Consider the following 12,973-nt stretch of genomic DNA (forward strand, 5'->3'; position numbering starts at 1 on the left):
ACGGGCAAAATAAAAGGCGGCTTAAATATAGAAGCCGCCTTTTGTAATACCTACGCGCCCAATGCCGCGATAATACGGACCCAAGAGCGAATACCCTTGTGGAAGCTCTTGAGGTCGTATTTCTCATTGGGACTATGGATACGATCATCTTCCAATGCAAAGCCAACCAGAAGAGTTTCCATTCCCAAAACACGGCGGAATTCAGTTGTAATAGGAATAGAGCCACCAGATCCAATCAAGGCTGCTTCTTTATTCCATTCATCAGAAAGCGCTTTGATCACCTTCTGTGTTTCCGGCATGTCCGTATCAACAACCAAGGGACCAAATTCTCCCCCGACGGATTCATATTCAACGGAACAATCCGCAGGCAAACGAGCTTCTATAAAGCTACGGAATGCCTCACGAATTTTGGCCGGCTCCTGCTGATCCACTAAGCGGAAGGTGAACTTGGCATTTGCTTCGGCTGGAATAACCGTTTTGGATCCTTCGCCGTTATATCCACCCCAAATACCATTCACTTCACAGGTCGGGCGTGATGTCAGCTGTTCAAGCACAGAATAACCCTCTTCCCCTGCAGGCAGGGAAAGGCCAACTTCGCCCAAGAACTCTTCGCTATCAAAGCCCAGTTCATCCCATTGTTTTTTGATATCGGCAGGCAATTCGCCAACACCATCATAAAACCCGGGAATTTGAACTCGCCCTTTGTCATCACGAAGATCGGCAATAATCTTGGACAAAACATGCAAAGGATTTCGCGCTGCAGAACCATAACCACCGGAATGCAAATCACGATCAGCAGCTTTGATAACAAGGTTCTCTTTCATCATTCCGCGCAAGCGTACTGTAATAGCAGGTGTATCCTTGTCCCACATGCCTGTATCACAGACCAGCGCCAGATCTGCCTTTAGCTCGTCTTTATGCGTAGCGAGGAAATCATCCAGACTTGGACTACCCGTTTCTTCTTCGCCCTCAAGAATCATCGACGCATTCAGCGGCAATTTACCTGTTACAGCACGCCAGGCCCGGCAAGCTTCCACAAAGGTCAAAAGCTGCCCCTTGTCATCAGATGTACCGCGACCTGTCAGTTCCTTGCTACCGTCTGGCAGTTCTTTTACTGTCGGTTCAAAAGGTGGATTATCCCAAAGCTCTAACGGGTCAACAGGCTGAACATCATAATGCCCGTAAAAGAGTACATGTGGTCCAGAATCTTGATCTGGCGTATGCGCAACAACCATAGGATGGCCTGGAGTTGGCCGTACAGAGGCATCAAACTGAAGCTCTTTAAGCTCGCGCTCTAGCCATTCTGCTGCTTTTTGGCATTCTGCTTTATAGGCAGGGTCAGTCGAGATACTTTCAATTCTGACAAGGTCAAATAATCTGTCGATAGATTCTTCCAGATGGTCATCCACGTGGGACAACACTTGATCCAGAGCGCTCATTCCTATGCTCCTAGCGTTTAGTTTTTCTTTATTAGCCTCAACAAGGCACGTTGGTTCCGCAATAACACCCTGTAATCATCGATATAAAATTTTCAGAGAACGAGAATTAGCGGAATGAATAATTGCCTCAAGCTAGCAGAACCTAACTCGGCTAGGCAAGTTGTGTTTCCAAAAGGCATTTCTCTGAAATCGAAGATAGGCAAACAGAAATAATCCACTTACAGTTATCGGGATTTACAAAAATATTAACAAGCACTTGCAGGGAAAGAATGAGTAGATGAGCAAAGATATGACAAATCCTGTACTCGGCATTTTGGGCGTTGGGTATTTTGCCTCTTATTTCACAAGTTCCCTTAGAAAGGGACGTTACAAAGGGGAAATTTATCTATCCCCCAGAAATGCACAAACTGCGGAGAGAATTTCAAAGGAACATGGTTGCTTAATCGCACAGGATAACCAGGATGTTATAGACAAATCAGACATCGTTCTACTCTCTGTCAAGCCTGAACAACTACCCGGTTTGCTGGAAACATTATCTTTCCGGGATAATCAAATTGTGATCACCGCAGTTGCCGGAAAAACAATTGCAGACCACTACGCAGTAGCTGGTCATTTACCCAAAACACTCATCCGTATGATTCCTGTTTGCAGCATCGAAGCTGGTGAAGGTGTCGTTCCTATCTACCCCCCGAACCCAACGGTGGAAAAGTTAGCAGATTATACTGGCACACCAATCAGCTTTGATTCCGAGCATGATTTTGATCTGGCCTTAACCACATCCTGTATGAACGGATGGCTTTATGAGTTTTTTGGAATGATGACAGACTGGTTAGAAGAAAAAGGCCTTTCCCAAGACAAAGCTCGAAACGTCATTTTGCACAACATCAGAGGCGCAACCGCCTACGCGTTACAAAAAGAAGATCAAAAACTCGCCGACATCACCGGTGAAATTGCCACAGAAGGAACTTTTACTCTTGAGGGGCTGAAACTCCTTAAAAAGCAACAGGGCTTTACCGCCTGGAATCAAGCTCTGGAACATGTGCATAAAAAGCTTACTGAATAGAAAAAAGCTCCTTCCAGATGATTTAGATCTATTTGCCTCTCGCAGTAGCTTTGTGATCACAATTCCCTGAATTGGCGGTGAGCGATTTTCCCCCTACGATACGCTTACCAACACATATCAGGAAATACTCCCCATCATGTCCGGATCTTTTCGCTCGCTTTACCTCATACTCACGCTTCTTATGTGCTTCTTTGCAAAGCCCGTTTGGAGCACAACAGTATTAGACATAAAAAAATGGATGTGAACATGGAACAAGCTGTCAATTAGATGGGCGAAGTTATCAGGTCAAAACACCGTCCAACTGGGATGGAAAATCTCCTTTGCCCATTCTGATGCATTTTCATGGGTGGGGCAGAACAGGGAGAAATGTTCTCAACAATCCGAGAATAACCGAGGCAACAGATAAACATGGCTTTTTGCTTGTGGCACCGGATGGCCTCGGGAAAAGCTGGGATTTTTGGGACAAGACATCAAGAGACACACCCTTTGCTCAAGCAATCCTCAAAAATCTCAAAACCAAATGGCCCATTGATGAGAACAAAGTTTATCTCTCGGGCTTTTCCTACGGCAGTGCCATGGCCTGGCGTCTCGTCTGTGAAAGCGGGCAAGAGTTCGCGGGCCTTCTGGCGATAGCAGGAACCCTCCGGCAACAAGAAGATATTGAATGCCAAGCAGGTCCTATTAACATCACCCATGTTCACGGCCTCAAGGATAACGTGATGCCCCTGCCCAGAGGGAACAACAATAATCCACTCAAAGGCATCGAACTATGGCGTCGTACAAATCAATGTCGGGTTGAGCCAAATACAGTAGAAAAGATAAACATATTCACCTGTCATCACTGGACTGGATGTAATAGCGGCAAGGATACATCCATCTGCCTGCACAACTACGGGCACATGATCCCCAAAGGCTGGATGGATATTGCTTTGACTAAGATCAAAGAAATGTAAATATCTACATTATAGAGCTTTAGGCTTCCCCTTCCAAGAAACAAGCGTGCATTTCTCCCCTTGACTGTTTATAGATGGAAAAAACTGCTTGAGTTATTCAGGATAGAACATCTATGTGCGGCATTGCTGGATTTATTGACGGCACCATAAACGACACCGACAAAAAACGAAGTATCGCTCATGCCATGGGCGAGGCTATGTACAGGCGTGGCCCTGACGGTGGTGAAATATGGCTTAGTCCAGATCATGGTGTAGCCTTTGCTCATAGGCGCCTATCTATCATAGATCTCTCTTCAGCAGGTCAACAGCCGATGGCGGCGTCTTGTGGCCGCTATGTTCTCGTTTACAACGGCGAAATATATAATGCTGCTCAGATAAGAGCCAAAATACTCTCTCAATATGACATAAAATTTAAGGGGCACTCTGATACAGAAGTCCTATTAGAAGCAATCGCCAACTGGGGTATCAAAGACACTTTACATCACCTAATCGGAATGTTTGTGTTTGCTGTTTGGGATAAAAAGCTAAAACGACTGACACTTTGCAGAGATAGAGTAGGCATAAAACCACTCTATTGGAGCTATAACAAAGGTGCTTTTATTTTTGGATCCATCCTCAAAGCCTTGAAAAAACACCCTAAATGCCCCACGCAAATTGATCAAAATTCTATCGCATCCTTCTTACGACTTAACTATATTCCAGCCCCTCAATCCATATATCAGGATGTCCACAAATTACTTCCAGGACACATCTTAACCTTTGATGCGGATGGCGACAAAACACCTAAATTGACAACCTATTGGTCTTTAGATCAAGCTGTAAGACAGGGTAAAAACACCCCCTTTTCCGGTACAGAGAATGAAGCAATAACAACTCTGGAAGAGCTCTTAGAAGATGCTGTCGCCAAACGCATGATTTCAGATGTCCCCTTTGGCGCATTTTTATCTGGTGGTATTGATTCCAGCACCGTCGCCGCTCTGATGCAAAAGCAATCATCTTCTCCTATTAAAACCTTCTCCATTGGCTTTGAGGATCAAGCTTACAATGAGGCTCAACACGCAGCACACGTTGCAAAACACCTCGGCACAGAGCATACGGAATTATATGTAACACCTGCTGAGGCCAGAGCAGTAATTCCAAATCTCGCGGATATATACGATGAACCTTTTGCTGATTCATCACAAATTCCAACATATCTCGTTTCAAAGTTGACTAGGAATCATGTGACCGTCGCCTTATCCGGCGATGGTGGGGATGAATTATTCGGTGGATATCGGCGCTATATCACAGCCCATAGATATGGCAATAAAATCAGTCACCTTCCCAAGTTTGTTGGAAATTTATCTTCTGGAATAATCCAAAGCCTTTCTCCCCAAACATGGGATCAAATTTTCAAAATTGTTCCTGATAATAAAAGACCCAGTCACCCTGGGGATACTCTATACAAACTGGCAAGTGTTCTTGGCGAAACGAGTGATGGCTATTACAGAAAACTCGTTAGTAATTGGCAGAACCCCAACAGTATTTTAAACCGAGGACAAGAATATCAAGGCATTCTATGGGACCAAACAATTGAACAGTCTCTTCCGAACAATGTCGAAAGAATGCAATATCTTGATACCCTCACCTACTTACCAGATGATATTTTAACCAAAGTCGACCGCGCCTCAATGGCTGCATCTTTAGAAGCTCGCGTCCCTCTCCTTGACCACCGCGTTGTCGAATTTTCCTGGTCACTTCCTATGCATATGAAAATTCGCAATGGCCAGGGAAAGTGGATACTGCGTAAGGTGTTGGATAAGTATGTTCCATCTGGATTGATAGATCGCCCCAAAATGGGCTTTGGAATTCCGATAGATAATTGGTTGAGAGGCCCTCTTAAAAGCTGGTCTAACGACTTATTATCAGAACAATATCTTCAAAAGCAGGGACTTTTGAACTCATCGCTTGTACAAGAAAAGTTGCAACAACACCAAGCAGGCACCCATAATTGGCAACATCAACTATGGGCTATTTTAATGCTTCAATCTTGGTTAGAGAGTAATTAGAGTTTCTATATCCACAAGACTTAAGAATTAATTTTATAATAAAACTTATACCAATCTACAAAATGTCCAATACCTTCTTCAATCGTGACTGAAGGCTTGTAGCCAGTAATTTCAGACAATTCGGTTACATCAGCCCAAGTAGCAGGGACGTCACCATCTTGCATTGGCAGCATATTATATTCTGCTTTTATATCTAATTTTTCTTCAAGCACCTCAATATAGCGCATAAGTTTTTCGCAACGCGTATTACCAATATTCACGACACGATAGGGGGCAACGCCGCTTGTACTTGGATTTGGATTGTTACTATCCCAATCCAGATCAATACCTGGAGGAATGTCAGCCAGACGACTTATACCCTCGACGATGTCTTTAACATACGTAAAGTCACGCTGCATATTACCATTGTTAAAAACGTTGATTGGTTTTCCCGCTATAATGTCCTTCGTAAACATAAAGAGTGCCATGTCTGGTCGCCCCCAAGGGCCATACACAGTAAAAAATCGCATACCTGTACTTGGAATATTAAATAGATGCGAGTACGCATGTGCCATCATCTCATTAGATTTTTTTGTGGCCGCATAAAGCGTCATTGGATGTTCAGCACTCTCAGAAACCTTAAAGGGCATACTTGTATTCGCCCCATAAGCTGAACTCGTCGAAGCGTAAACCAAATGTTCAACAGGATAATGCCTGCATGCTTCAAGAATATTTAAAAATCCGTCAACATTTGAATGCAAATAAGCTCTTGGGTTTTCGAGACTGTAACGCACCCCCGCCTGCGCCGCTAAATTTACACAAATATCTGGGCGATACTCTTTAAATACAGTTTCAACCGCAGACCAATCAGCAAGGTCAATGCGTTTTTCGACAAAACCCTCAAACTTCTTCAAATTGACAAGGCGTGCTTCTTTAAGGGACACCTCATAATAATCACTGACGATATCAATACCAACAACTTGATGCCCTTGCGTTAAAAGAAGATCAGCAAGGTGATAGCCAATAAAACCAGCGGTACCAGTGATTACACAAGTTTTTTTTGCCATTAAATTGAAGTGCCCTTATTGAACTTTCTAAACATTTAAAATAGATTAAGGAATACGTAAATTGAATTATACAATTTTTTGTAAATGAATACTGTCGTCCTTATTTAGATCAGTCCTTCTATTCCCAGAGGATATTTCTCTCTCAGAAATAAAGTGGTGTCGATCATTCGGATTCCCATCTCGTAACAATATCTGTAATCTCAGAGCCTGCCCCGAAGCTTTCGAGTTGATTGAAGCAACCATTGGACTTACGCCAAATGGTGCCGTGCTCACCTTCTAACCCAGCCTCACAAACGTTGCGCGAGGCTAAAAATAAGCCATCATCTTTAAGGTAAGTGAATATATGTCCCACCATAGTGCGCAATTGGGTAGTGGAAAAATATTCAAGATTCAGAATATTACTGGCTCGTAGCGCATGCAAGCGTCCCGCAAGGTGGGGTTGGCGTTGTAAAGCGTCAAATTCAAGTGCGCTAATCGTGGTTTCATGGGCGATGTTTGGATTTATCAGGCTGATATCTTGAACGGGAGTCATAGCATTGCGAAGGGTCGTATTCGCGAGGTAACGACCTGCAATATAATTATTCAGCCACCCCCAGTCGTGCTCAGACTTAGGAAGGCGTATGCCTAAACGCCCCACTCGCATGAGGACAGGCTCCCCATCACTGGCCCTGTATTCCGTGATATAGCCAACTGTAAATTTAGTAAGCGACAAATACCTATCTGCCAACAGTAAATTCACGTTTGTAAAACCTGCCGTTTTAAAAGCACGAGCCATATCGAGGGTTGTACTGCCATCTGAGGCCCCTAGGTCAAGAACATGCAAGTCTTTAAGTTTGCAATCTAAATGCTTAACAAGGGCGGTTTCTGTCTTTGGCAGGCGCGCTGGATTGGTACGCTTCCACACCCCATTAATACGAATATCGTCTAAGATCTTGCTGAACACGGAAACATTGTCAGTACTCAGGGCAAGAGCATCCGGGTCGGTCTGGCAAAAATAGTGGAGCCACCGAAAAGGGATGGTGCTGGAAACGATAAATTTAGTCAACTACCCTCGGCCTTCTTGAGTTATTATATATATCTGCAAGTAAGTTTGTATACTGAAGCACTATTTTTTCAATGGAATAATAATCATTGATATGCACTCTTGCTTTTATTTTGAGGTCGTCCATATCACTACCCAGTACGTCAAGCCATGCTGCGGCTAAGCCCTCAACGTCGCCCGGGGCTACAGTTCGTCCAGTTTCACCAATAATCAGCGCGCTATCGCCCACGTCTGTTGCCACGCAAGGGACGCCCGTTGACATGGCCTCTCCCAAAATATTCGGAAAACCTTCGCCAAATGACGATGACAAGGTTACCAGATCGAGTGCTGAATATATTTTATCCATATCGGTGCGGGGGCCAAGAAAGTGAGAGCGTTTTTCAATACCAGCTCCTTGAAACTTTCGAATGAAGTCCGTATCTTGTTTACTGGTACCGCTGCCGATAAGGACAAAATCAATATCCGCGCGAGCTTTGGCTATAATGCTTGCGGCGGCAATAAACGTGTCGTGATCCTTCTGAGGGTCGACGCGGGCTGGCAATCCAATCAAAAGCTTGTTAGCAGCGACACCGATTTCCTGGCGAAATGCGCGTCCAGCTTGAGGGTTGGGGCAAAATTTATCGAGCTCAAAGCCATTTGGAATGAACTCCCATCGTTTCGGAGTATAACCTAGGCGTTCGTGGAATGCGCGTCCAGCCCATGAGTTAACAATACAAGCATCAGGCAGGGGGGACAGTCGTGCTAACATTTTAGGCATGACCTTGGCTAACATGGAATAGCGGCTCATGTCCATTTGCGAACAGCGAATATTCCAACAAATCGCGGGCACACCGGCGACTCGTCCAACGGCCAGTCCAAGCAAATCCGCATGATATAGCCAAGTCACCAAAACGTCTGGTTGGAGCTGTTTCAGAAGACGATAAAGTTTGAGCGCCGCCCTTGGATCTGGGAACCCGCGTGACATACCAAGATTATATAACGGCACACCAAGGACATTAATGCGCTCACCCAAAACACCCGACCCTGTCATGGAGATTACACTATGGCCAGAATCTGGGCCTAGCGATCCTACAAGCTTGGTCAGCATAATTTCCGCACCACCAAGGCCGAGCCCAGTTATGAGATGAATAACTTTAGTCAAAGGGCTCTCTCTTAAATAGTTCAGAAATTTGTAAAACACCAAGATACTGATGAGCAATTACATCAATGTCATAGGTACGAATGTGTTCTGGCATATTATTTTTATGCGAAACTGTTTCGAGAGATTTGAGGATGATTATTGCCATGGCATCATCGTTGCCTACGGGGGTAATGTGTCCAAATCGACCTTGTTCGATCATTTTCTTAGGTTCTGCGCCGCAATCGGTTGTCACCACGGGGCAGCCACACGCAAGAGCTTCTGCCAAAACAAGGGCGAAGCCTTCGGCGACCGAAGACAGCACAAAAAGATCAGCCTGGGCCATCATAACATAAGGGTTTTCAACAAACCCGGGCATTTCAACACAATCACTTATGGACAATTCATGGATTAATTCTTGCAAAGAATTGCGTAACGTCCCATCACCAAGAATAATCAATCGCGTATTTTCATTTGCGTTGTGTACCTTTGCAAAGGCCCGAATAAGCGTTGGAAAGTCTTTTTCGTTCGAAAGTCGCCCAACTGCAAGAACTACCTTGAGCGAATTATCCAGTAACCAAGGATGAGACCCTCCGTGTTGAGAAAGTATCTTTATTTTTTTTAAATTTATTGGATTGGCGATAACGTCGATACTTTGCCGATTTGGAAGGAGTTTTGATAGCTCAATTGCAATGCCATCAGACACGGCGATAACTCGGTCTGCACGACTATATATAAATTTGAGAAAGAATGACAGGACCCGATCTTTCATCCCACGGCTACGAGAAAAAAGCGCTACCTCTTGTATCGCCAATTGGCCTGAATAATTCCCCAAAAGGCGCGTCGCTAAAAGAAGTATGAAGTTGACATGCGTCATGGTGGAGAGGATGGCATCGGGGTTGGTGGCTTTAATCACGCGCCGTAACGCTGGAATAGCAAACAGAAGGCGCGAGACATGCAGAGTATGAACGTGAACAGATGAAGACACGTTCTCGCGCAAAGCGCCAGTATGCTGAATGCATACTATATGAACATCGACGCCCTGTTCCACCATCCAATTGGCGAGATCGACGAAAACTTTTTCCGCCCCCCCGCCAATAAGCGAAGGCAAAACGAACATTAGGCGTGGAGGTGTTGTCATCCAATCACCTTACGTCCACCCAAAAGTTGGTAAACTATTCCAGAAATAGGCTGTGTCAAGATAAACCCAATATGCCACCAAGAGCGCCGTTGGCTTGCAATAAAACCATTGGGCCAGATCGGTTTATGTAAAAATGATTGTAGCATATAGGCTCGTCCTGAGACCTCTCGATTGTGAATTGCGAGCAGTCCCGCAGCATAATATGATGAGCTCATGGCTTGGGCCCGGTGAGCGGCTAACGTATTTGGGAAATCAACTCGATCAAATAAAGCCTGCATTACATCGACTTTGTTTTCCGCCATCTCTACGCTTCGCTGGGCCTGGCTGGCACCACCCTCATGCCACCGCCAGGTCGCTAAGAATTTTGGAATGCGCTCCATCTCACCAACTAGACCAAGTCGTAACCACATATCGAAATCTCCAGAGAAGCGATAGGATAAATTGCGTGGTTTTTCTCCGTGTAGTGCCGATTTTCGGAAAAAGGCGCCCGGGCCAGGAATGCAATAACATTGATCAAGCATCAAGCCATAGTCATAGTCCAGGGTAACATTCTTTTCTATGACTTCGCCATACGCGTTCGTTTTCAGCCAATCGGGGTAGACACCAACAAGATCCGCATTAGCCGTTAGTCTGGATAAGGATTCTTCGATTAATCCAGGTAGGATTGGATCATCAGCATTGACGATTGCAACAATATCATTTGCAGCCATAGCAATGCCTTTGTTGACCGTCGCTTGTTCGCCAATATTCGTATGACTGATGAGGGTAAGGCGATCCGCAAAAGGTTTTAATAAGCTCAATGTTTCATCGGAGGAGCCATCGTCGATAACAATATACTCAAGGGCTTTATGACCTTGTGCAAGTACGCTTTCAACCGTTTCAACAATGTAGTCTGCACAGTTGTAGACGGGTGTGATAATTGTTACGGGTTGATTTTGCATTCTGGCCTTGATTAAGTATGTGGATTACTGTCAAGGTGACAGTGATAACCCAATAAAATGCGCGCAACGGTACCGCTGACATCTGGAGCGAGATATTCTGTTGGTGGCGTCCAGTCACAGCCTAGCGACAAAGCTGCTTCCGTGCAGCGTTCAATTGAATCCGGATCTGCTCCACTTAGGATATTACTCCCGCATTCGATAGTCTCAGGTCGCTCTGTTACATCGCGCAGGGTCACATTGGGAATGCCAAAGATCGAGCATTCTTCCTGAACCGTGCCACTGTCGCTTAACACACATCGCGCATTCTTTTCCAAGGTGATGAAGTCGAAGAGGCCAAAGGCTTCTGGGTAGCGAATATCCCCACCATGATCGTGCATGCCAAACTGGTCAAGGCGCGCACGCGTTCGCGGGTGCGTACTGACCAATACCGGCAGATTGTAACGCTCATTGATTCGGGCAAGGCCAGTGGTAAATTGGCGCAAGCGGTCTTCGGTATCGACGTTCTCAGCCCGGTGCAAGGTGACAAGGAAATAGCCATCCTTGTTGAGGCCTTGAGTCTTAAGAACCTTCGATGCTGCAATTTTCTCTTTATAGAATTCCAAGACTTCGTAAATCGGATTGCCTGTGACGAAAATTCTATCGCTCTTTACACCTTCGTGAATTAAATTGGCTCGGCTGCGTTCCGTGTATGGCATAAGAATATCACTGGAATGATCAATGATGCGGCGGTTGACTTCTTCCGGTACGCGATCATCGTAACAGCGATTGCCCGCTTCCATATGAAAGACAGGAATTCCCATACGCTTGGCTATAATCGCGCAAATGCTGCTGTTGGTATCACCTAAAAGCAAGAGCCGATCCGGTTTTTCACGGATCAAAACCTCTTCGGTGGCTTCAAGCATCTTACCAAGTTGCTGACCCAGTGTATCGCCACGAACATTCAAAAAATCATCTGGTGCCCGAACGTTTAATTCATCAAAAAAAACCTCGCTGAGCTTTGGATCATAGTTTTGACCTGTGTGGATCACGACATGGTCACACGCTGTATCCAACCGCGCGATTACACGGCTGAGCCGAATGATTTCGGGGCGCGTGCCAAGTACAGTAACAACTTTCATCGTAGAAATTCACCCTCAAGTTTGATAGCGTCCCCAATCATCAACTGGCGTTCTTTCAGAAGGTTTCGCACATCGTCTCGATTCAGAATACCGTGTTCTGAGCTATATTCTTCGCTCAAGGTTCGTTTATCATCCGGCCTGCTTTCGCCAACGATTTCAGGTAAAATCGGTAGAATCACATAATGATTACCACGCTCTACCGTTCGTAAAACTTCTTCTTCTGAAATAAGGATTTCATGCAACTTTTCTCCCGGGCGGATGCCAGTGACTTTGACATCGATATCACGCTCGCCAATTAATTCGAGAGCCAAATCTTTGATGTTTGCTGTGGGCACGCGGGGGATATAGGTTTCTCCTCTGCTGGCATTCTTCATGGCGGCAAAAATCAAATCGACCGCATCATCAAGGCTCAGTAAGAAGCGAGTCATCTCTTCACTGGTAATGGTCAGCGGGCCGCCATTGTTGATTTGCTCATGGAAGAGCGGGATAACTGAACCGCGAGACGCTAAGACATTGCCATACCGTACGACGATAAACCGTGTGTCGGGGCAATCAATATTGGCGCGCAGGAAAACGCGTTCCTGAAGAGCCTTGGTCATGCCCATGACGTTGACCGGCTTAGCTGCTTTATCCGTTGAGATTCCAATGACAGTCTGGACCTTTAAATCCAGATCACGGATCGCACGGACAATATTGTTAGGGCCTTCCACATTGGTACGCACGGCTTCAAAGGGGAAGTACTCACAAGCCGGGACTTGCTTCAGGGCGGCTGCATTAAAGACCACGTCGGCACCTTTAAGCACACCACAGACAGCACTATAGTCACGAACATCACCGATTTGGAATTCTAGAAGTTGCTCAAAGTTATTATAGATAACCTCATCGGTAACGACTTTTCGGTGCTGATAATCGACCCGAAGCTCATGCTGCTTCGCTTCATCGCGAGAAAAGACAACGATCTTCTTTGGCTTGCCCATTTCCCCAGATAGAAGACGGCGTAACAGAACCTTGCCCAAGGATCCGGTTCCACCAGTGATAACGATTTTTTTGTCTGTCAGCATACTC

11 protein-coding genes are annotated in these 12,973 nt (G+C 45.4%); 3 read left to right on the forward strand and 8 right to left on the reverse strand.

Features of this window, described 5'->3' with window-relative positions; translation table 11 throughout:
• Positions 1-50: 50 nt before the first annotated feature.
• Entirely contained in the window at positions 51-1,439 is a 1,389-nt protein-coding gene (locus BKB51_RS15345; protein ID WP_085901993.1) for a dipeptidase, read from the reverse strand.
• A 277-nt stretch (positions 1,440-1,716) separates the two neighbouring features.
• Here BKB51_RS15345 and BKB51_RS15350 point away from each other — a divergent pair, with 277 nt between their 5' ends.
• From BKB51_RS15350 to asnB, 3 genes are all read left to right on the forward strand, one after another.
• Positions 1,717-2,502, forward strand: a complete 786-nt coding sequence (locus BKB51_RS15350) for an NAD(P)-binding domain-containing protein (RefSeq protein ID WP_085901994.1) — start codon at positions 1,717-1,719, stop codon at positions 2,500-2,502.
• A gap of 320 nt (positions 2,503-2,822) precedes the next feature.
• Positions 2,823-3,455: a CE1 family esterase gene (locus BKB51_RS15355; protein WP_125911854.1), complete on the forward strand. Its 633-nt coding sequence runs from the start codon at positions 2,823-2,825 to the stop codon at positions 3,453-3,455.
• 113 nt (positions 3,456-3,568) lie between these two features.
• Positions 3,569-5,503 carry an asparagine synthase (glutamine-hydrolyzing) gene (asnB, locus tag BKB51_RS15360; protein WP_085901996.1) on the forward strand — a complete coding sequence of 645 codons (1,935 nt, stop codon included), beginning with the start codon at positions 3,569-3,571 and terminating at the stop codon, positions 5,501-5,503.
• Positions 5,504-5,523: 20 nt separating this feature from the next.
• On the opposite strand, the gene BKB51_RS15365 is transcribed toward asnB, so the two are convergent.
• The 7 genes from BKB51_RS15365 to BKB51_RS15395 form a co-directional block, all read right to left on the reverse strand.
• On the reverse strand, positions 5,524-6,549 hold the full coding sequence (locus BKB51_RS15365) for an NAD-dependent epimerase (protein ID WP_085901997.1): 1,026 nt from the start codon (positions 6,547-6,549) through the stop codon (positions 5,524-5,526).
• Between the two features lie 163 nt (positions 6,550-6,712).
• Positions 6,713-7,594 carry a hypothetical protein gene (locus BKB51_RS15370; RefSeq protein WP_085901998.1) on the reverse strand — a complete coding sequence of 294 codons (882 nt, stop codon included), beginning with the start codon at positions 7,592-7,594 and terminating at the stop codon, positions 6,713-6,715.
• The gene (locus BKB51_RS15375) at positions 7,587-8,732 is read right to left on the reverse strand and encodes a glycosyltransferase (protein WP_085901999.1); all 1,146 of its coding nucleotides are present in this window, start codon (positions 8,730-8,732) and stop codon (positions 7,587-7,589) included. The genes BKB51_RS15370 and BKB51_RS15375 overlap by 8 nt, the downstream gene beginning before the upstream one ends.
• Positions 8,725-9,849: a glycosyltransferase gene (locus tag BKB51_RS15380; protein ID WP_085902000.1), complete on the reverse strand. Its 1,125-nt coding sequence runs from the start codon at positions 9,847-9,849 to the stop codon at positions 8,725-8,727. The genes BKB51_RS15375 and BKB51_RS15380 overlap by 8 nt, the downstream gene beginning before the upstream one ends.
• On the reverse strand, positions 9,846-10,790 hold the full coding sequence (locus tag BKB51_RS15385) for a glycosyltransferase (RefSeq protein WP_085902001.1): 945 nt from the start codon (positions 10,788-10,790) through the stop codon (positions 9,846-9,848). Before BKB51_RS15385 ends, BKB51_RS15380 begins: the two co-directional genes overlap by 4 nt.
• 11 nt (positions 10,791-10,801) lie before the next feature.
• Positions 10,802-11,908, reverse strand: a complete 1,107-nt coding sequence (wecB, locus tag BKB51_RS15390; protein WP_085902002.1) for a non-hydrolyzing UDP-N-acetylglucosamine 2-epimerase — start codon at positions 11,906-11,908, stop codon at positions 10,802-10,804.
• Positions 11,905-12,969: a polysaccharide biosynthesis protein gene (locus BKB51_RS15395; protein ID WP_085902003.1), complete on the reverse strand. Its 1,065-nt coding sequence runs from the start codon at positions 12,967-12,969 to the stop codon at positions 11,905-11,907. Before BKB51_RS15395 ends, wecB begins: the two co-directional genes overlap by 4 nt.
• Positions 12,970-12,973: the final 4 nt, after the last annotated feature.

Origin of the sequence: Kiloniella majae (assembly GCF_002118315.1) — a bacterium.
In the GTDB taxonomy this organism is placed as follows: Bacteria; Pseudomonadota; Alphaproteobacteria; order Kiloniellales; family Kiloniellaceae; genus Kiloniella; species Kiloniella majae.